The organism is Janthinobacterium sp. SUN128 (assembly GCF_030587275.1).
Taxonomy (GTDB): domain Bacteria; phylum Pseudomonadota; class Gammaproteobacteria; order Burkholderiales; family Burkholderiaceae_D; genus Janthinobacterium; species Janthinobacterium lividum.
Map to the genome: position 1 here is coordinate 960,452 of NZ_JAPWHY010000001.1, position 19,332 is coordinate 979,783.

The 19,332-nt window shown below is 60.1% G+C and carries 16 protein-coding genes; 6 read left to right on the forward strand and 10 right to left on the reverse strand.

The features are described 5' to 3' along the window. Window positions 1-52: 52 nt before the first annotated feature. From O3297_RS04535 to O3297_RS04550, 4 genes are all read right to left on the reverse strand, one after another. Window positions 53-781 carry an acetyltransferase gene (locus tag O3297_RS04535; protein WP_305047862.1) on the reverse strand — a complete coding sequence of 243 codons (729 nt, stop codon included), beginning with the start codon at window positions 779-781 and terminating at the stop codon, window positions 53-55. Further along, window positions 781-1,935 (reverse strand): DegT/DnrJ/EryC1/StrS family aminotransferase, encoded by a 1,155-nt coding sequence (locus O3297_RS04540; RefSeq protein WP_370385383.1) that lies wholly within the window; start codon window positions 1,933-1,935, stop codon window positions 781-783. The genes O3297_RS04535 and O3297_RS04540 overlap by 1 nt, the downstream gene beginning before the upstream one ends. Beyond that, window positions 1,932-5,141 (reverse strand): tetratricopeptide repeat protein, encoded by a 3,210-nt coding sequence (locus O3297_RS04545; RefSeq protein WP_305047864.1) that lies wholly within the window; start codon window positions 5,139-5,141, stop codon window positions 1,932-1,934. The genes O3297_RS04540 and O3297_RS04545 overlap by 4 nt, the downstream gene beginning before the upstream one ends. 233 nt (window positions 5,142-5,374) lie before the next feature. Next, on the reverse strand, window positions 5,375-7,051 hold the full coding sequence (locus O3297_RS04550; protein ID WP_175444538.1) for an electron transfer flavoprotein-ubiquinone oxidoreductase: 1,677 nt from the start codon (window positions 7,049-7,051) through the stop codon (window positions 5,375-5,377). Between the two features lie 264 nt (window positions 7,052-7,315). Between O3297_RS04550 and O3297_RS04555 the strand changes: the two genes are divergently transcribed. Beyond that, complete coding sequence (locus O3297_RS04555) at window positions 7,316-8,092, forward strand: SDR family oxidoreductase (RefSeq protein ID WP_034752351.1); 777 nt, start codon at window positions 7,316-7,318, stop codon at window positions 8,090-8,092. A 50-nt stretch (window positions 8,093-8,142) separates the two neighbouring features. On the opposite strand, the gene O3297_RS04560 is transcribed toward O3297_RS04555, so the two are convergent. From O3297_RS04560 to O3297_RS04570, 3 genes are all read right to left on the reverse strand, one after another. Next, complete coding sequence (locus O3297_RS04560; protein WP_305047865.1) at window positions 8,143-9,198, reverse strand: class I SAM-dependent methyltransferase; 1,056 nt, start codon at window positions 9,196-9,198, stop codon at window positions 8,143-8,145. 131 nt (window positions 9,199-9,329) lie between these two features. Continuing rightward, a complete protein-coding gene (locus tag O3297_RS04565; protein ID WP_305047866.1) occupies window positions 9,330-10,142 on the reverse strand; it encodes a phytanoyl-CoA dioxygenase family protein in 813 nt (270 codons plus the stop codon). A 106-nt stretch (window positions 10,143-10,248) separates the two neighbouring features. Next, window positions 10,249-10,815 (reverse strand): LuxR C-terminal-related transcriptional regulator, encoded by a 567-nt coding sequence (locus O3297_RS04570; RefSeq protein WP_034784217.1) that lies wholly within the window; start codon window positions 10,813-10,815, stop codon window positions 10,249-10,251. A 147-nt stretch (window positions 10,816-10,962) separates the two neighbouring features. On the opposite strand from O3297_RS04570, the gene O3297_RS04575 reads away from it, so the two are divergent. After that, window positions 10,963-11,664 carry a CoA transferase subunit A gene (locus O3297_RS04575; RefSeq protein WP_305047867.1) on the forward strand — a complete coding sequence of 234 codons (702 nt, stop codon included), beginning with the start codon at window positions 10,963-10,965 and terminating at the stop codon, window positions 11,662-11,664. A 20-nt stretch (window positions 11,665-11,684) separates the two neighbouring features. Next, window positions 11,685-12,335 (forward strand): CoA transferase subunit B, encoded by a 651-nt coding sequence (locus O3297_RS04580; RefSeq protein ID WP_034784214.1) that lies wholly within the window; start codon window positions 11,685-11,687, stop codon window positions 12,333-12,335. Between the two features lie 50 nt (window positions 12,336-12,385). Here the strand turns inward: O3297_RS04580 and O3297_RS04585 are convergent, their stop codons facing one another. Continuing rightward, on the reverse strand, window positions 12,386-12,796 hold the full coding sequence (locus O3297_RS04585; protein WP_305047868.1) for a DoxX family protein: 411 nt from the start codon (window positions 12,794-12,796) through the stop codon (window positions 12,386-12,388). Between the two features lie 233 nt (window positions 12,797-13,029). Continuing rightward, a complete protein-coding gene (locus tag O3297_RS04590) occupies window positions 13,030-14,367 on the reverse strand; it encodes a dicarboxylate/amino acid:cation symporter (protein WP_230521989.1) in 1,338 nt (445 codons plus the stop codon). A 215-nt stretch (window positions 14,368-14,582) separates the two neighbouring features. Here O3297_RS04590 and O3297_RS04595 point away from each other — a divergent pair, with 215 nt between their 5' ends. The 3 genes from O3297_RS04595 to O3297_RS04605 are packed head-to-tail and all read left to right on the forward strand — an operon-like array spanning window position 14,583 to window position 18,162. Then, window positions 14,583-15,464 (forward strand): alpha/beta fold hydrolase, encoded by an 882-nt coding sequence (locus O3297_RS04595; RefSeq protein ID WP_151094671.1) that lies wholly within the window; start codon window positions 14,583-14,585, stop codon window positions 15,462-15,464. A 54-nt stretch (window positions 15,465-15,518) separates the two neighbouring features. After that, window positions 15,519-15,869, forward strand: a complete 351-nt coding sequence (locus O3297_RS04600; protein WP_034784210.1) for a RidA family protein — start codon at window positions 15,519-15,521, stop codon at window positions 15,867-15,869. A gap of 40 nt (window positions 15,870-15,909) precedes the next feature. Beyond that, complete coding sequence (locus O3297_RS04605) at window positions 15,910-18,162, forward strand: bifunctional (p)ppGpp synthetase/guanosine-3',5'-bis(diphosphate) 3'-pyrophosphohydrolase (RefSeq protein ID WP_034784208.1); 2,253 nt, start codon at window positions 15,910-15,912, stop codon at window positions 18,160-18,162. Between the two features lie 153 nt (window positions 18,163-18,315). Here O3297_RS04605 and O3297_RS04610 read toward each other — a convergent pair whose 3' ends face one another. Then, window positions 18,316-19,266, reverse strand: coding sequence for a cation diffusion facilitator family transporter (locus O3297_RS04610; RefSeq protein WP_305047869.1), 951 nt, complete (start codon window positions 19,264-19,266; stop codon window positions 18,316-18,318). Window positions 19,267-19,332: the final 66 nt, after the last annotated feature.

Sequence of the window (19,332 nt, forward strand, 5' to 3'; positions counted from 1 at the left end):
CGTTGGGTCAGGTGTCGGTGGCGTCAGGATGGAAAGGCGAAGCTGGCTATCTTCAGGCGGATGCCTGGCCGTGCGCTTGTTCCCATTGTTTGCGGCTGCTTTTCAGGATGTCGATGACCAGCAATGCCTTCGCTTCATCGGCACACATATCTTCCAGGAACATGGCATTATTGTCGCGCACCCAGGCCAGCGGCATGTCCCACCAGGCCAGTTCCAGCAGCGCGGCGCGGACTTTTTCAGAGAAACGGTAGCGTATCAGGCGCGCCGGCGAGCCGGCATAAATTCCATAGGGTTCCGAGCGGAAATTCGGTGGCAACAGCGAACGGGCGCCGATGACGCAGCCGTTTTCGATCACGCTGCCGCCCAGCACCATCACTTCGTCACCGATCCAGACATCGTTCTTGATCACCGTGTCGGCATACTGTGGCTGTGGCGCATTTTTCAAGCCACCGCCGAGGATCGACAGCATGTATGTCGAGATCGTGCGCATCTCGTGCTGGCCATTGAGCAGGAAGCGCAGGCGCGAACCACCGGCCACGTACCGTCCCACGCACAGGCTTTGCCGCCCGCTGTCGTATTTCACCAGCGAACCGACGCCAAAACCGGAGCCGCGTCCGATGTAGAAGTGCCCGCTTGTCGGTTCCTGGTCCAGCCAGTCGCGGAAAAATTGGTGGGGTAAGGTGCTGATGGCGCCATCGTCGTAGCCCAGTACCGTGAATTGGGCCGACCACGGATGGTTTTCCGTCACACCGGAAAAATTGGTTTCGGTGGAAATGTGCATCAGGCTATGTTCCGTGTCAGTTCTTGTTCCCGTGCGGGGGCGGCGATCATGGCAATAATGGCGTCCACGCTTGCCATCTCCAGGTCCGGATAGATGGGCAGGCAGATCACTTGCGATGCTGCCAGTCGAGCCACTGGCAGGTTGCCATGCGCTGCAGACGGCATTCCGCGGTACATCGGAAAGTCGCTGATCAGCGGGTAAAAGTAGCGGCGTGCGTAGATTTCCTGGTCGCGCAGCAGCTGGAACAGGGCATCGCGCGACAGCGGGTAATCGGGGCCGACCAGGATCGGGAAATAGGCGTGGTTGGCCGCCTCGCCTTCGCCTTGCTCCAGGCAGGTGATGCCATCGATACCGGCCAGCTGCTGGCGATAATGCGCATCGATGGCCTTGCGCTTCTGGCGCGCGCCGTCGATGCCCTTGAGCTGCAGCAAGCCGAAGGCGGCATTGATCTCGCTCATCTTGCCATTGATGCCGGCGGCCACGACCGTGACTTCATCGACGAAGCCGAAGTTTTTCAGGTGGTCGATGCGCTGCTTGGTCTTGGCGTCAGGGCAGACGATGGCGCCGCCTTCGAAGGTGTTGAAGATCTTCGTGGCGTGAAAGCTGATGACGGACAGGTCGCCGTGATTGAGCACGCTGCTGCCCCGGTGGCGCACGCCGAACGCATGCGCCGCATCGTAGATCACCTTCAGGTTGTAGTTGTCGGCGATTTTTTCGATGGCTTCGATGTCGCATGGCCGGCCGTAGCAGTGCACGGGCATGATGGCGGTGGTCTGCGGCGTGATGGCCGCCTCGATTTTGCCCGGATCGAGGTTCAGGCTGTGCGGCTCGATGTCGGCAAAGACGGGTTTGATGTTGTTCCACAGCAGCGAATGAGCAGTAGCGACAAACGAATACGGCGTCGTGATGACTTCGCCGTTGATGCGGAGCGCCTGCAAGGCCGTCATCAATGCCAGCGTGCCGTTGGCGAACAGGCAGATATGCTTGACGCCCAGGTAGTCGCACAGCGCCTGTTCCAGTTGCTGGTGGAAGGGGCCGCCATTGGTCAGGATCTTGTTGTCCCAGATCGTTTCCAGATACGGCAGGAAATCCTCCAGCGGCGGCAGCAGGGGCTGGGTGACATAGACTGGTTTGTTTTTTTGAGCGCTCATCATAATCCGATCGGCGGGTTGGGCACGGCCACGGGCGCTTCGAACGAAACTGGCGGCAAGCCTTCGCACCAGCGTTGCCAGGCCATGCGCATGGCGTTCTCGAATCCTTCAGCGATCAGTTTCGGCTTGCCCATGGTCGAACGTTCCAGGCGGTGCCGCACGCTGAGGCGGTACGCGCCCAGCAGCATGGGATTGGCCGCGATGGCAACGCCCTTGCGTACGAAATCGTCGTCATCGGTGGCGATGAACTCTTCCAGCTCGACCTGGCGCAGGATGGACGTGCCGGCGCAGCTGGGCAACGTCGGCCCTGCCACGGTGAGCGTCGGCACGCCCATCCACAGTGCGTGGAAGGTGGTCGTGCCGCCGCCATACGGGAAGGTGTCGAGGCACAGGTCGACGCGGTGGTGCATGGCCATGAACTGGCTCATGCCGGTGCGGCCTTCAAAGGTGAGCCGCTCCAGCGCAATGCCTTCCTCTCCGAACCACTCCGTGAGTTGCGCGGGAGCTTCCGACTTGGGCATGGCGGCTAGCAACATCTTTGAATCGGGCAGTGCGCGCAGCAGCCTGGACCAGCGTGCAACCACTTGGCGATTGATTTTATTCAGGCGATTGAAGCTGCCGAAGGTGATGAAGCCATTGCTCAGCGCGGGCGCCGGCTTGATCCCTGGTGCATATTGCGATGGCAGGAACGGTGCGCAGGCAGGAAGTAACAGCAGTTTTTCAGTGAACTGGCTGTCGAATTTTCCTGGTGGCGAAAAGAATGGATCGCTCAGGTAGTAATCCATGGCCTGCAGGCCCGTGGTGAGCGGGTAGCCGATCCAGCTTGCCTGGACAGGCGCCGGCTTGGCGGCAAACACGAGCAGGCGGTTCTTGCCTGAGTGGCCGGACAGGTCGATCAGTATATCGATGCCATCGTCGCGGATCTGCTGCGCCAGGTCCGGGTCGGACAGGTGCTCCACCTGGCGCCAGTGGGGAATGAGTTCGCGCAGGCGTTGCGTGACCTCGTCGTCTTGCGGATTGTTATGGTAGGCATGCAGCGACAGCTTGACGCCATCGACTAGGTTTTCCAGAATCGGGATAATGAAATGCGGGATCGGATGGTTGAGCAAGTCGCCCGATACCAGGCCAACTTTCAGCATGCGCAGCGGCTCACGGGTATTGTCGTGCTGCTTGCGATTTTTTTCGATATGCGTCTCGAAGGTGTCACTGAAGCGCCGGTGCTCGGAAAACAGCGTCTCGGCGTCGATGTCGGCGCTATGCGACAGCAGGAACAGGTAGTTGCTGAACAGGGTTTCCCATAGTGGACAGATTGCCAAGCCCTTGCGGCAGATTGCAATGGCTTCGTCTATCCGGCCGATATTGCTGAAGGTGGCGCTGATATTGAGGTAGGCGTCGCGATAGTTGGGGTTGATTGCCAGCGTCTTGTGATAACACTCCAGTGCTAATAGGGGCTCCTTCATGAGCACATAGCAATTGCCGAGTGCAAATTGAGCGCGCTCGAATTTGGGGGCGATGTCGAGCGCGGACAGATAAGTCTGTTTGGCTTGTTGTAATTGATTTTGCGCCTGTTGTGTCGATCCCAAGTTACATAGCGCCGAGGTGTTTTTCGGGTTCAATTCCAGCGCGCGCTCGTAGGCTGCGGTCGCTTCGTCGAACGCCTTCAATTCCTGCAAGACGACCCCAAGGTTGTTATGCGTATCGCTATTGTCGGGTTCGTGTTCAAGTGCATGGTGGTATGACGCTATGGCTTGCTCGAAGCGCTTGATCGTGTTGTAGTAATCGCCCAGATGCTTGTGTGTTATGGCGTTATCCGGTGCCAAATCGATTGCCTTTTGAAAGTACTTCAGCGCCTTGTCCCTTTCCTCTGCGGCACCGTAGGCGATGGCGAGTTGGGCGCAGATTTGTGCATCGTCTGCTTGCAGGCGATGCGCACGTGTACAGTACTCGATAGCTGCCGCGTAGTTTTTTTGTTTGCATTGAAGCAAGCCAAGGTTGCTCAGCGCCTGGGAGAAATCGCCATTCAGCGCTATCGCCCCTTCATATGCGGCGATGGCTTGCTCTGCCAGTCCCAGCGACTGAAGTGCGCGTCCCAGATTGTTGTGCAATTTGGCGTCATCTGCATGCAGCGCGATGCCGGAATGGCAAATTTTCACCGCACTTTCGTAGTCTTCGGCCTCATGCAGCGCGGCGGCCAGATTGGCATGCACCGCTGAGGTATGCGGCGCCAGTTGCAGCACAGCCCGATAGCTGACGATAGCCGCTTGCCATTGCTTCAGGTCTTGCTGGGCGTTGCCCAGATTCAGATAGATTTCAGCGTCGCCCGGCAGCAGGGCCAGGGCGCGTTGATAGCACGCGATGGCGTCGGCGCTGCGCTGCATCGCTTGCAAAGTATTGCCGAGATTGAAATGGCCCTTGGCGTAGTCGGGACGCAGCGCCAGCGCTTGCCGGTATGCCTGTTCGGCCTGCTCCAGCTTGCCTTGCGCCTGCAGCGCCGCCGCCAGGTTGCCATGCGCCTCGACAAAGTCCGGATTCAGTTCCAGCGCCCGCGTATAGCTGCCGATCGCCTGTTCGTACATGCCCCGTTCCTGCCAGGCTGTGCCCAGGTTGCCATGCGCTTCGGCATCGTTGGGCGCCAATTGCGCGGTTTTTTGCAGGGCCTCGAAGGCATCCTTGCCCTGTAATTGCAGGGCGGTGCCCAGCACGCTCCAGGCAAAGTCCGACTTGGGGTAGCGCTGCGTCAGGGCATGGCTGGCCACTTCCAGTTCGGCATGATGGCCGGCTTGATACAGCGCAATGACGTGCTGCGTTTCCTGCGCTGTCGGCGTGCTTGCGATGGCCGTTTCGATGCGGTTGCGCAAGCCCTGCGACTGTTCGTTGTCGAGCCCGCGCGTGATGGCTGCCGTCACGATCTCCAGCGCCTGCTCGCGCTCGCCCGCCTTGAGCAAGCCATCCGCATACGACAGCCAGAACTGGCCTTCGTCGGGGTCCACCGACAGCGCCTTGTGCAGATACGGCAAGCCGGCCTGGTATTGTCCGACTTGTCCCGCCAGCAAGCCCATATTGTGGTTGGCGATGGCGTGATAGGGCTGCACCTGCAAGATCGCCAGGTAAAGCTCCTCCGCCTCGGCGTAGCGGCCGGCCTGGTGTTCGGTGATTGCCTGCTGCAATTCGGCGTCGAGGGGCACTGCGGGAAGGGCGTTTGCGTTCATGAGCGGGCGGAAGGTGAAATAGTTAGCAAAGGGAATTGTAACTGGTGGAAGTGCTTCTGAGAAACTTTCCAGGTGGAATTTATCCAGGAATGCTGCCGCAATGCAAACTTGGTGTTGCTGACCGGTCAAAGCGTGGGGCAATATGATATTTTTGATAAAAAAACAGCGCGCTACCATGGGGTAGGGCGCTGTCTTCCTGCCAGCTGGCGACATGGTCGCCATGCACGGGGGCATTACATGTTCGGATAGTTCGGCCCGCCGCCGCCTTCCGGTGTCACCCACACGATGTTCTGCGTCGGATCCTTGATGTCGCAGGTTTTACAGTGCACGCAGTTCTGCGCATTGATCTGCAGGCGTTCGGCGCCGTCGTCGTTCTTCACGAACTCGTACACGCCGGCGGGACAGTAACGGGCTTCCGGACCCGCATACGTGGCCAGGTTGACGTCGACGGGCACGCTGGCGTTCTTCAACGTCAGGTGGATCGGCTGGTCTTCCGCGTGGTTCGTGTTCGAGATGAACACGGACGACATCTTGTCGAAGGTCAGCTTGCCATCGGGTTTCGGATACACGATCTTTTTCGACTGGGCCGCCGGTTTCAGGCATTCGTGGTCGCCATGCGAGTGGTGCAGGGTCCATGGCGCCTTGCCGCGGAAGATCAACTGGTCGATGCCCGTCATCAGGCTGCCCAGGTACAGGCCTTTCGACAGCCATGGCTTGACGTTGCGCGCCACGTGCAGCTCTTCATGCAGCCACGATTTTTCAAAGGCGACAGGGTAGCTCGTCAGTTCGTCGTGCTGGCGCTGTTCGCCCAGCGCGCCGAAGGCCGCGTCCGCCGCCAGCATGCCGCTCTTGATGGCCGCGTGGCTGCCCTTGATGCGGCTCATGTTCAGGAAGCCCGCATCGCAGCCGATCAGCGCGCCGCCGGCAAACACCAGTTTCGGCAGCGATTGCAGGCCGCCGGCCGCAATCGCCCGCGCGCCGTACGAAATGCGCTTGCCGCCTTCGAAGAACTTGCGGATTTCCGGATGCGTCTTGTAGCGCTGGAATTCCTCGTACGGCGACAGGTACGGGTTTTCGTAGTTCAAGCCCACCACGTAGCCGACCATCACCTGGTTGTTTTCCAGGTGGTACAGGAAGGAGCCGCCGTAGGTTTTCGTGTCCAGCGGCCAGCCGCTCGAGTGGATCACCAGGCCCGGCTTGTGCTGGGCAGGGTCGATTTCCCACAATTCCTTGATGCCAATGCCGTAGGATTGGGGATCCTTGCCGGCGTTCAAGTCATACTTGGCCATCAATTGCTTGCCCAGGTGGCCGCGCGCGCCTTCGGCGAACAGGGTGTACTTGGCGTGCAATTCCATGCCCAGCTGGAAGTCGGGGCCCGGCTCACCGTCGCGCTTGACGCCCATGTTGCCGGTCGCCACGCCTTTCACGGAGCCGTCGTCGTTGTAGAGGATTTCCGCGGCAGGGAAGCCGGGGAAGATTTCCACGCCCAGGTTTTCCGCCTGCTGGCCCATCCAGCGCACTACATTGCCCAGCGAGACGATGTAGTTGCCGTGGTTTTCAAAGCAGGCCGGCACGGCGAAGCCTGGCGTTTTATACGCTTTGGTTTCGGTCAGGAACAGGATGCGGTCTTCCGTCACTTCCGTGTTCAGGGGCGCGCCCAGTTCTTTCCAGTTTGGAATCAGTTCCGTCAGCGCTTTCGGGTCCATGATGGCGCCCGACAGGATATGCGCGCCCAGTTCGCCGCCTTTTTCCAGCACGCAGACGGACACTTCCTGGCTCTTTTCAGCGGCCAGCTGCTTCAGGCGGATCGCCGCGGCCAAGCCTGCGGGGCCACCGCCGACGATCACCACGTCATATTCCATGGTTTCGCGCGGTCCGTACTGTTCAACTAAGTTATTAGGCTGTGTCATGGTCTCGATTTATAGTCACTCAATTAGGTAGCAAGGATAGGGAATAAAGCATCATCGGGGAAATTTAAGCACGAGTGTGCTTGTTTTTGGCGAGGATTGCAACTTTGGCGCCATTTTGCGTGACATTGCCCCTCGCCGCAATCTAAATCCGGCCATTTTGTGTAATGATGGCGTTTACCTTTGCTCAAGTGCGATGCAGGGTATTTTGCCCCTGTGCCAGTGGCACGGCGTAAAGTGTTGTCTAAAATAAAACAGGAGTAGCTCGTGGGCATAGAAGTCAATTTCGAGGGCAAGATTGCCCTGATTACCGGCGCATCGAGCGGCCTCGGCGCGCGTTTTGCGAAAGTGCTGGCCCAGGCTGGCGCACAGGTCGTGCTGGCGTCGCGCCGCACCGAACGCCTGAAGGAATTGCGCGCCGAGATCGAAGCGGACGGCGGCGCCGCGCACGTGGTGTCGCTCGACGTGACCGATTTCGCCAGCATCAAGTCGGCCATCGCGCATGCGGAAACGGAAGCGGGCCCCATCGATATCCTCGTCAACAATTCCGGTGTCTCCACCACGCAACGCCTGGTCGACGTCACGCCCGAAGATTACTCGTTCGTGATGGACACCAACCTGCGCGGATCGTTCTTCGTGGCCCAGCAAACGGCCAAGCGCATGATCGCGCGCGCCAAGGGCGACCCGAAGAAACAGCACCGCATCATCAATATCGCCTCGATGGCAGGCTTGCAGGTGCTGCCGCAGATCGGCGTGTACTGCATGAGCAAGGCGGGCATGGTGCACATGACGCGCGCCATGGCCGTGGAGTGGGGCAAGTACGGCATCAACACGAACGCCATCTGCCCCGGCTATATTTCCACGGAAATCAACGAAGATTACTTTGCCACCGAGCAGGGCAAGAAATTGATCGAAATGCTGCCGAATAAACGTCCGGGCAAGCCGGAAGACCTCGACGGCCTGCTGCTGTTGCTGGCGGGCGAGGATTCGCATTTCATCAATGGCGCCATTATTTCCGCCGATGGCGGCATGAGCACTTTCTGATCGTGCGATGAGCGGCGTCGTTGCCTGAGTCGCCCATCGCAGTTGCTTGTTTAATCAATTGATACGGTAAAGAACTCGGCGTCCGGATAGCTCGCGTGGGCTTTGGCCTGGATAATTGCCTGTACTGCCGAGTAAGTGGAGCCACACACCAGCAAGATGTTTTGTGGCGGCGCTGCATCGGCCCGTGCGGCAGCTTCGTGCTGGACCGGGATGCCCAGGAAGTCCGCGCCCGGATAGCGTGTATCCAGGATACCTTTCACGCGATGGCGTTCGGCCCCCAGCTTGTCCAGCGCTTCGGCCATGAAGGCGGACAGTCCCCAGCACCAGATTTCCTGGTCTTTTGGAGCGGACAATATTTTTTGCCGCAGCCGCTCCGCAATGACATCGAAATGGTCGTTGTAGTTCAGTACGGCATTGCTCAGCTGTGGACGGGGAGTGCACAGCACGCGGATGGCCGGCATGCGCGGCGCGTCCTGGGTTTCGAAGGCGATGACGCGGAAACCCGCCTTGTGCACCATGTCCAGCAGGGAACGGTCGGTAAAATAGTGGTAGTGTTCCAGGCAATTCAATGAGAATTTGAGGGTGCTGGCCGGATGTGCCGTGCCAAAATCGGGCACTTCGATGTAGACCAGGCTGTTGCTGAAGCGGTGCAGTTCCTGCAGCAGCGCGCTAGGATCGTTCAGGTGCTCGACGACGTGGGACAGCAGGAACAGGTTTTTGTCATGCAACTGCTCTTCCAGTCGTTGCGCAATCCTGGCGCCATCCACATTCAAATCCATTTTCACGAAATCAAGCGAGGGGAAGGCAACGCGGTCGACAAAGTCCATTACGGTCGCGCGCGGGCGCCCCAGCGCCTGCCGGGCCTGCTCAGCCAGTTCGCCGGGGCCACCGCCAAATTCCACAATCGTGCCATTGACCTGCGTCAAGTCGGCTGCATTTTGTATGAAGGCAAAGCGCACGTCTCCGGCCGAGTGATCGGTTGGAATGGCGACATTCGAGTTGTACAGTACCTCGGCGGGAATGCTGTGTGTCAGCCGGCCATGCCCGCAATCCTGGCACAGATATTGTGCCAGCTCGGTGGCCGGATGTAACAGGCTGGCGTGCATCGCACAGGAGGCATTCGTGACCTCCTGCATCGGGCCATGGCAAATCGGGCATGCGTGAGCACTTGTGGATGGCATATTGTCAACTTTAAAGAGGGTATTGAGGGAGGGTGGCAATGCGGCCAGGTGGCGCGTCAATGCCCCGCGTGCAGGGCCTCGGCACGCTCTTTTTCATACTTGATAATTTTGAGGACGCGCGAATTGACGAAATAGCGGATGTAGTTCACGGGCGAATAGAAGATGTCTGTCTGCCATTCTCCGCACAGCAGTTCCTTGCCCGTGGGGTCATCGGCCGCCTGCACGATGGTATCGGCCAGGATGCGGTCGATGCCGGAGGTGTTCGGGCCGGATTCGTGCCACAGGGAACTGTGCATGATGACAAAGTCGCCTGGCAGTAGTTCCGGCGTGACCGTGGGCCACTGCACGTCGAATTTCGCCGGGTTGATTTCACCGGCATCGCCGAGAAAACCGAGTTGATGCGAGCCGACATGGAATGTCATGCCGCCATTGTCGCGGTTTGCCTTGCTGAGCGGCACGAACAGGCTGCATTTGTTGAGGTTGCCCACATGGTAGCAACTGTCTTGATGCAAGAACACCTTGCCCGTGCTGAAGCGATCCTTGATGACAAAACGATGGTTGTACAGTGCGATATGCTCGCCCAGCACTTGCCGCATGGTTTCCGCGAAAACGGGGTGCCGGTACATGGTCGCCAGTGGCGGCGGCAACTGTTCTGATAGTGCAACAGGATTGGCCTGGTTCACATCGCGGCTTTCCTGCAGCTGCGTTGCCTGGAATTCAAGCCAGCTTGCTTGCCATTGCTCAATCGCATCCGCAGGGATCGCATTGCGCATGATAAATACGCCTGCCTTGCGGAAGATGTCGGGGTTGAAAACGGGGCCAGACAGTTGATCGAGGATGGCGGTCGTGGGGACGGAAATTTTTTTCATTGGAACGACTTGAATAGGCAAGCCTGAGAGGCAGGGTTTGCTGACTCTTCATCATAACTTGTATTTTTCCTGTGGGCAACGTTTGCTGCTCGCTTTGAACCTGTCCCTATCGTTGTAGCTGCAAGCCCACCAGCTTGTGCACCAGCTCCGACGAGGTCGAAGCGGCGAACTTGCGCATCAGCTTGGCACGGTGCATTTCCACCGTGCGGGGGCTGAGGTCGATCTGGCGGGCGATGACCTTGCTGGTCTTGCCTTCGACCAGCAGGGCGGCGATTTCGCGCTCGCGCGGGGTCAGCTCCGCCGTCACGGGACGTTTCTCGCTGACATCCTCGAACGTCCAGATGCCCGGCCCCAGCGGCTGTGCGGCCAGCATGGCGTGGCCCGTGACGTGGCACCAGAACAATTCTCCATTACTGCGGCGCATGATGCGCTCGTCCGAATAGCGTCCCTTGGCGTTCATGATGGGGATGATGCGGTCACCCGTGCGCAGGAATTCATCGTGCGTGGGGTAGAGTACTTCGAACGACTGGTCGTCCAGCTGGGCGCGCGCATAGCCGAACATGGCTGCCAGCGCTTCGTTGCAGCTGCGCATGATGCGGTTTTCCGACATGCACATGCCCACGGGCGCGTGCAGGAAGATGCTTTCATAATCGATGGCTGACGCGGCGTTCATCTGATACGTATCACTCTCACAGGGGGATTGCGGGCACGGCGCCGGTAGTTCTACGGTATTGTACTTTCCACTCGCGTATTTTATGCTGAGTCGCTGCCTGAGTCATGGACTCAAGACCAAAGCTTAACAAAAGATAGAGGGACACCTATGAATAAAGTTTATCCTGACGCCGCTTCGGCGCTGGCCGGTATCGTCCAAGATGGCCAGACCATCGCCGTCGGCGGCTTCGGCCTGTGCGGCATTCCCGAAGCCCTGATCGGCGCCTTGCGCGATTCGGGCGTGACGGGCCTGACAGCCATTTCGAATAACGCCGGCGTGGACGGCTTCGGCCTGGGCCAGCTGCTGACCACGCGCCAGATCAAGAAAATGATCGCCTCCTATGTGGGCGAAAACAAGGAATTCGCGCGCCAGTACCTGGCCGGCGAACTGGAACTGGAATTCACCCCGCAAGGCACCCTGGCCGAGAAGCTGCGCGCCGGCGGCGCCGGCATTCCCGCCTTCTTCACCAAGACGGGCGTGGGCACCATCGTTGCCGACGGCAAGGAGCTGCGCGAATTCGACGGCGCGCAATACGTGATGGAACGCAGCCTGGTGGCCGATGTGTCGCTGGTGAAAGCCTACATGGCCGACCGCGCGGGCAATTTGGTCTATCGCAAGACGGCGCGCAATTTCAACCCGAACGTGGCCATGGCCGGCAAGATCACCATCGTCGAAGTGGAAAAACTGGTCGAAGTGGGCGAGATCGACCCGGACCAGGTCCACACGCCGAGCATCTTCGTGCACCGCATCGTGGTCAACGCGAACCCGGAAAAACGCATCGAGCAGCGCACCGTGCGCACTGAAGCATAAAAAAGAATACGGAGAACATCATGGCTTGGACTAGAGACGAAATGGCCGCGCGCGCGGCGAAAGAATTGCAGGATGGCTTTTATGTGAACCTGGGCATCGGCTTGCCGACCCTGGTGGCGAACTATGTGCCGGAAAATATCGAAGTGTTTCTGCAGTCGGAAAACGGGCTATTGGGCATCGGCCCGTTCCCCACCGATGCGGAAGTCGATGCCGACCTGATCAACGCTGGCAAGCAGACGGTGACGGCCTTGCCGGGCGCAGCCTACTTCAGCTCGGCCGACTCGTTTGGCATGATTCGTGGCGGCAAGATCAACCTGGCCATCCTGGGTGCCATGCAAGTGTCGGAAAAGGGCGACCTGGCGAACTGGATGATTCCAGGCAAGATGGTCAAGGGCATGGGCGGCGCGATGGACCTCGTCGCCGGCGTCAAGCGCGTCGTCGTGCTGATGGAGCACGTGGCCACGGCCAAGGATGGCACGACGTCGCACAAGCTGCTGAAACAGTGCGACTTGCCGCTGACGGGCGTGGGCGTGGTCGACGTCATCATCAGCGACCTGGGCGTCATCGACGTGACGGAAAACGGCCTGAAGCTGGTGGAACTGGCGCCGGGCGTGACCAAGGAACAAGTGCAAGAGGCCACGGGCGCTGAGCTGGACGTGTCGGCCGTATAAATGGCTTGTTGTATGGAATAAAAGGGCGGACAGCGATGTCCGCCCTTTTTTTATGCGCCGGCCTTGCCGCGCAGCCCGTCCAGGCTGTAGGCGCCGCCGCCCGCTGCCGCGAAATACAGGAAGGTGAAGCAGTACATCACGGCCATTTCGCCACCGTTCAGGATCGGCAGGAAAGCGGCTGGCGCATGCGCCATGAAGTAGGCGGCCGCCATCTGGCCCGACAGGATGAAGGCGACGGGGCGCGTAAACAGGCCGACCAGCAGCAAGGTGCCGCCGACCAGCTCGATAACGCCGGCCGCGCCCATCACGGAAAACAGTTGCAGGCCGTCGAACATGGCCACATGCGGCGCGCCGAACAGTTTGGCCGTGCCGTGTTGCAGGAAGAGGAAGCCGAGGATGATGCGCAGCACGCCCAGCAGGCGTGGACTCCAGGTGGCGTAGAAGGCGGGCGAGAGGGACATGACGTACTCCATTCAAAAGTGAGGATGGTTCGGTGTCAGGCTTGCATTAACGCAATGTCATTATGCGGGAGCTTGCGGGCGAACAGTGTTGTAACTGTAATTCTTTTTGATTCATTGATCATCAAGTGAAATATTGATGCATGATTTACTGTGGGTTGATGATGCGATAAGATGCGCGCCATGAAAAAAGCCCCGCAGATCGCTCTGCGGGGCTTTTCAATGAAAAAGTCGGCTTACTTGACGATATTCACGGCCGGGGCGACGTACGCGTCGTCGGTCGGGTGGGTGGGATGGGCCAGCTCGCTGTGCAGCTTGTCCATGTCCAGTTCTTTTTCCCATTTCGACACGACGATGGTGGCCACGCCGTTGCCCACAAAATTCGTCAGCGCGCGGCATTCGCTCATGAAGCGGTCGATGCCCAGGATCAGCGCCATACCGGCCACGGGGATGGTCGGCACCACGGCCAGGGTGGCGGCCAGGGTGATGAAGCCGGCGCCCGTGATGCCGGACGCGCCTTTCGAGGTCAGCATCGCCACGCCCAGGATGGTGAGCTCTTGCCAGATCGTCAGTTCCGTGTTGGTGGCTTGTGCCACGAACAGGGCAGCCATCGTCATGTAGATGTTGGTGCCGTCCAGGTTGAACGAGTAGCCGGTAGGCACGACCAGGCCGACCACCGGTTTCGAGCAGCCGAGGCGCTCGAGTTTTTTCATCAGGGCCGGCAGCGCCGATTCCGACGAGCTGGTGCCGAGCACGATCAGCAGTTCTTCTTTGATGTACAGCAAGAAGCGGCCGATGGAGAAGCCCGTGTACTTGGCGATCAGGCCCAGCACGACGAAGACGAACAGGAAGCAGGTCAGGTAGAACGAACCCATCAGTTTAGCCAGCGGGATCAGCGAAGCCAGGCCGTATTTGCCGATGGTAAATGCCATCGCGCCGAACGCGCCGACAGGGGCGACTTTCATGATGATGTTGACCATGCCGAAGATGGCGTGCGACAGCTCGTCGATCAGCTTGGTGACGGGACGGCCGCGCTCGCCCAGCAGGGACAGCGAGAAGCCGAACAGGATGGCGATCAGCAGCACTTGCAGGATGTCGCCCTTGGCGAACGCATCGACGAAAGTCTTCGGGATGATGTTCATCAGGAAATCGATGGTCGTCATGCCTTCGGCGTGCGTGTATTGCGCGATCGACTTGGCGTCCAGGTGGGCCGGATCGGCGTTGAAGCCGGCGCCCGGTTTCAGGATGTTGGCAACCAGCAAACCGATGGCCAGCGCAAAGGTGGAGACCACTTCGAAGTAGATCAGGGCCTTGCCGCCCACGCGGCCGATCTTCTTGACGTCCTGCATGCCGGCGATGCCGGAGACGACGGTACAGAAGATCACCGGGGCGATGATCATCTTGATCAGTTTGATAAAGCCGTCGCCCAGCGGTTTCATGTCGACAGCGTTGGAAGGGTAGAACACGCCCAGCAGCACGCCGGCCACGATGGCGAACAGCACCTGCACGTACAGGATTTTATAGAATGGTTTTTTCACGAGTGGTCTCCTCTTGCGGGTTGATGCTGCGATCATCCACTCATTGCCAGGCCGCCTCAATTGTGGATAACCGCAGATATGCATTTTCGCTATATCGGGTATTGCGCCATGACTGGCGTGCTGCGGCGCAGCATTTCAGGCGTGCGCTTGGAGCATTGCCCGCGCTGCGCTACACTGCCGTAGCGTCGCGCGCGGGACACCCCATGGCAGGCAGGAAGCGGTGCTCTTTTTATATCGAATAAGGAATTGGCATGATCGAAGCGAGCATCAAATCCGTCCAGTGCATCTCCCCCGCAGGCTTGCACACCATGTCGTACAAGGAGTGGGGCGCGGCGGACAATCCGAACGTGCTCGTCTGCGCCCATGGCGTGACGCGCGTTGCCGATGACTTCGACAACCTGGCGCGCGCCATGGCCAGCGATTACCGCGTGATCTGCCCCGACGTGGTGGGACGCGGGCGCTCGGGCTGGCTGGCCAATCCCCAGTTCTACCGCGTGCCGCAATATGTGAGCGACATGGTGACCCTGCTGGCGCGCGTGCTGGCCAATGGCGAGCGCCAGACGGTGGACTGGTTCGGCACGTCGATGGGCGGCTTGATCGGCCTGGGCCTGGCATCGTTGCCGGACAGCCCGATCAGCAAGCTGGTGCTGAATGATATCGGCCCGACCCTGGCGCCGGAAGCCTTGCAGCGCATCGGCGACTACATCGGCCAGGACTTGCGTTTCGAGACATTTGAACAGGGTGCCAAGTTTGTGCGCGACGTGTCCGCCAGCTTCGGCCCGCACACGGACGCGGAATGGCATAAACTGGCGGTGGATGTGTTGCGTCAGGATAAGGATGGTCACTGGCGCCGCCACTATGATATGGGACTTGCCATGCCGTTCCGCTCGGCCACGCCGGAATCGGCGGCCAGCGACGAAGCCATGCTGTGGGCCGCGTATGATGCCGTGCGTTGCCCCACCTTGCTGGTGCGCGGGTCGGAATCCGATCTGCTGTCGCACGCAACGGCCACGCGCATGCTGGGCCGCGGCCCGAAGGCGGAGCTGGTGGAAATCGCCGGCGTGGGCCATGCGCCCACTTTTGTCCACGATGACCAGATCGCCATCGCCCGCAAGTTTTTGCTGGGCAAATAAGAAGGCAACAAGCAATAACGCTGTACAGATTTTGAAACAACCGAAAGAAGAAGCATGGAAATTACACGACTGCACGTAGGCAAACGCCTCTCCGAAGTAGCCATACACAACAACACCATTTACCTGGCGGGCCAGATCGCGGAAGACACCACGCAGGGCATCGTCGGCCAGACGCGCGAAGTGCTCGGCCACGTCGACCGTCTGCTGATGGAAGCGGGCAGCGACAAGACTTGCATCCTGTCGTGCCAGATCTACATCGCCGACATGAAGGATTTTCCCGGCATGAATGAAGTGTGGGACGACTGGGTGGCTTCCGGCCACACGCCGCCGCGCGCCACGGTGGAGGCGAAGCTGGCCAATCCGGCATGCCTGGTTGAAATCGTCATCATCGCTGCAGAACGTTAAGTCATCAAGTTGTTGAGTTATTAAGTTTAAAAGGTAATACATGGTTTCCATCTCGGCCCCGAATAGCGTCACCTCGGAACAACTGGTAGAGGGCTTGAGTGCGCCGGACAGTGCGCGCGTGCTGGACGCGCTCGCGTATGCCACCGAAGCGTATGGCGACAAGCTGACCTTTGCCGGCCGGTCCGCGCTGGACTTTGCCGTCGGCGTGGCCACCACCCTGGCTTTCCTGCGCAGCGATGCGGAAACGCGTATCGCCGGCTTGATGTTCGAGCTGACCCTGTTGGAACCGGACACGGCCGCCGACATCGAGCCGCGCTTCGGCAAGCAGGTGTGCGACCTGGCGACAGGCGTGCGCCAGCTGATCCGCTTGCGCGCGCTGACCCAGGCGCAGCACGGCAGCGCTGGTGGGCGCGGCAAGAATGCGGCGCAGCAAGCCGTGGCCCAGGTGGAAACCCTGCGCAAGATGTTACTGGCGATGGCTTCCGACATGCGCGTCGTGCTGGTGCGCCTGGCTTCCTGCGTGACGACCTTGCGCTATTTCGCCGAGTTGAAATTGTTCAATGAAATGACGCGCGAGTACGGCAAGGAAACCCTGGACCTGTACGCGCCGCTGGCCAACCGCCTCGGTATCTGGCAGCTGAAGTGGGAGCTGGAAGACTTGTCGTTCCGCTTCATCGAGCCGGAAGCGTATAAACGCATCGCCAAGATGCTGGAAGAAAAGCGCATGATGCGCGAGGGCTTCGTGTCCTCGGCGATTCTGCGCCTGCAGACGGAGCTGGCCTCGGCCGGTATCCAGGCGGAAGTGTTTGGCCGCCCGAAACACATTTACAGCATCTGGAACAAGATGCGCGGCAAGGAGCTGGACTTTACGGCCCTGTACGACGTGCGCGCCTTCCGCGTCATCGTCGCCGACGTGAAGACTTGCTACACGGTGCTGGGCGTGGTCCACAATATCTGGACCCCCATCCCGAAAGAATTCGACGATTACATTTCGCGGCCGAAACCGAACGGTTACCAGTCGCTGCACACGGTGGTGACGGCCGAGGATGGCCGCCCGCTGGAAGTGCAGATCCGCACGAATGAAATGCACAGCTTTGCCGAATACGGCGTGGCGGCGCACTGGCGCTACAAGGAAGAGGGCGGCTCGAACTTTGCCGGCCAGAAATACGACGAAAAGATCGCCTGGCTGCGCCAGCTGCTGGCCTGGAAAACCGAGGTCGCCGACGCCGTCGTGGGCCAGGAAGAAATCCAGCGCGAATGGGTGGAAAAGCTGAAATCCGCCACCTTGGACGACCGCATCTTCGTCATGACGCCGCAGGCGCGGGTGCTGGAATTGCCCGTGGGCGCCACGCCCGTCGATTTTGCGTATCACCTGCACACGGACGTGGGCCACCGTTGCCGCGGCGCCAAGGTCGACGGCATCATGGTGCCCCTGAATACCCAGTTGAAAAACGGCCAGACCTGCGAAATCATCACGGCCAAGGGCGCGCCGGGCACGGCCGGGCCGTCGCGCGACTGGCTCAGTGCCGGCTACGCCGTCAGCACGCGCACGCGCTCGAAGATTCGCGCCTGGTTCCACGCCATCGACATGCAGGAAACCCTGGCCCATGGCCGCGCGCTGGTGGAGAGATCCTTGCAGCGCGAAGGCAAGACGGCCGTCAACCTCGAAGCCCTGGCGCAAAAGCTGGGCTTTGCCAAGGTCGACGAACTGTTCCTGTCGGTCGGCAAGGATGAATTCAGCCTGCGCCATGTGGAGCAGGCGCTGCACGACAATGGCGAAGTGGTGGTGCCGGAAGACGCCGTGCTTGTCGGCAAGAGCCGCGCTTCCAGCGTGGAGCAGGGCGCCAAGTCCGGCGTGCTGGTGGTGGGCACGGAAGGCCTCATGACAGTGCTGGCCAAGTGCTGCAAGCCGGCGCCGCCGGACAGCATCGTCGGTTTTGTGACGCGCGGCAAGGGCGTCTCGATCCACCGCGCCACGTGCAAGAACTTCGAGGAAATGCGCGCCAAGTCGCCCGAGCGCGTGATCTTCACGGAATGGGGCAGCACGGGCGGGCACGACACCGTGTATCCGGTCGATATCTTCATCCTGGCAGGCGACCGTCAGGGCTTGCTGCGCGACATCTCCGAAATCTTCTCGCGCGAAAAGATCAACGTGATCGGCGTGAATACCCAAAGCGCCAAGGGCCAGGCCCGCATGACCTTTACGGCCGAGATCAGCTCGACGGCGCAGTTGTTGAAGGCGCTGAATGTGATCAAGGATGTCAGTGGGGTGCTGGAGGCGCGACGTAGTTGACGCCTGACCAAACCTACTGCGCGTCGGTATAGGCGGCCTGCGATGCTCACCGGCTCGGCGCCCCCGTACTTAGTACGGTTGCGCTTCTCGACCACCTCTACCTTCCGCTCGCTACGGTTTTGTCAGGCGTTGTGACGTTTGTTGAATTCCGTGCTAGTGGGTCTTGTCACCCTGATGCAAGCCCGCCATCGCCGCCGTCTCCGGCTGCAATGTGATGTGGTCGATGCCATGCTTACTCAGTAACATCTTCTTGATCGCCCGCAAGACCTTCGGCCAATGGTCGAGGTGTTCGATTTCCACGTGGCCGATCAGGGCCGGCTGGCCCGGCGACATATCCCACACATGCAGGTCGTGCACGGCGATCACGCCATCCACCTGCTCCACGTCAGCGCCCACCTGGATGTAGTCGATATGCATGGGCACGCCTTCCATCAGGAAGTGGTACGACTCTTTCAATACCCCGAACGTGGATTTCAGGATCAGCAGGGACACCAGCACGGACAGCAGCGGGTCGATCTGCATCCAGCCCGTAAAGTAAATCACGGCGCCGGCGACGATGGCGGCGACCGAGCCGAGCAAATCGCCCATCACGTGCACGAGGGCGGCGCGCGTGTTCACGCTTTGCTTGTCTTTCGACAATACCCACGCCACGACTATATTGATCGCCAGGCCGATGAAGGCAACGATGAAGACCATGCCGCCTTTTACGGGTTGCGGGGAGGAAAAGCGCAGCGCTGCTTCATAGCAGATCCAGCCCACCACGCACAGCATGGCCAGGCCGTTGACGAAGGCGGCCAGCGCTTCGGCGCGGCCAAAGCCGAACGAGTGGCGGGGCGAAGGAGGGCGGCGCGCGATCAGTTGCGCCAGCAGTGCCAGGCCCAGCGCGGCCGCGTCCGTGACCATGTGTCCCGCGTCGGAAATCAGGGCCAGCGAATTGGACAGGAAGCCGGCCGCCACTTCGATCGCGGCAAACGACAGGGTCAGGCCCAGCGCCCAGGCGAGGATGCTCTGGCTGCGCCCCTCGAACGAGTGGGTGTGTTTGGCGTCGCCTTTCAGGTGGGCGTGCAAATGGGTGGCGTCGTGTTCGGTGTGCGTCGGTTGCATGGAATGCTTTGTGGAATGATGTTGCCGCCAGTGTAATTGAAAAGCAACAAAGTAGTCGGCACGTAA

Coding starts and splice junctions, on each gene's coding strand:
- O3297_RS04535 (WP_305047862.1), bottom strand. CDS start 781: ATGCACATTTCCACCGAAACCAATTTTTCCGGTGTGACGGAAAACCAT.
- O3297_RS04540 (WP_370385383.1), bottom strand. CDS start 1,935: ATGATGAGCGCTCAAAAAAACAAACCAGTCTATGTCACCCAGCCCCTG.
- O3297_RS04545 (WP_305047864.1), bottom strand. CDS start 5,141: ATGAACGCAAACGCCCTTCCCGCAGTGCCCCTCGACGCCGAATTGCAG.
- O3297_RS04550 (WP_175444538.1), bottom strand. CDS start 7,051: ATGACACAGCCTAATAACTTAGTTGAACAGTACGGACCGCGCGAAACC.
- O3297_RS04560 (WP_305047865.1), bottom strand. CDS start 9,198: ATGCACGCCAGCCTGTTACATCCGGCCACCGAGCTGGCACAATATCTG.
- O3297_RS04565 (WP_305047866.1), bottom strand. CDS start 10,142: ATGAAAAAAATTTCCGTCCCCACGACCGCCATCCTCGATCAACTGTCT.
- O3297_RS04570 (WP_034784217.1), bottom strand. CDS start 10,815: ATGAACGCCGCGTCAGCCATCGATTATGAAAGCATCTTCCTGCACGCG.
- O3297_RS04575 (WP_305047867.1), top strand. CDS start 10,963: ATGAATAAAGTTTATCCTGACGCCGCTTCGGCGCTGGCCGGTATCGTC.
- O3297_RS04580 (WP_034784214.1), top strand. CDS start 11,685: ATGGCTTGGACTAGAGACGAAATGGCCGCGCGCGCGGCGAAAGAATTG.
- O3297_RS04585 (WP_305047868.1), bottom strand. CDS start 12,796: ATGTCCCTCTCGCCCGCCTTCTACGCCACCTGGAGTCCACGCCTGCTG.
- O3297_RS04590 (WP_230521989.1), bottom strand. CDS start 14,367: ATGATCGCAGCATCAACCCGCAAGAGGAGACCACTCGTGAAAAAACCA.
- O3297_RS04595 (WP_151094671.1), top strand. CDS start 14,583: ATGATCGAAGCGAGCATCAAATCCGTCCAGTGCATCTCCCCCGCAGGC.
- O3297_RS04600 (WP_034784210.1), top strand. CDS start 15,519: ATGGAAATTACACGACTGCACGTAGGCAAACGCCTCTCCGAAGTAGCC.
- O3297_RS04605 (WP_034784208.1), top strand. CDS start 15,910: ATGGTTTCCATCTCGGCCCCGAATAGCGTCACCTCGGAACAACTGGTA.
- O3297_RS04610 (WP_305047869.1), bottom strand. CDS start 19,266: ATGCAACCGACGCACACCGAACACGACGCCACCCATTTGCACGCCCAC.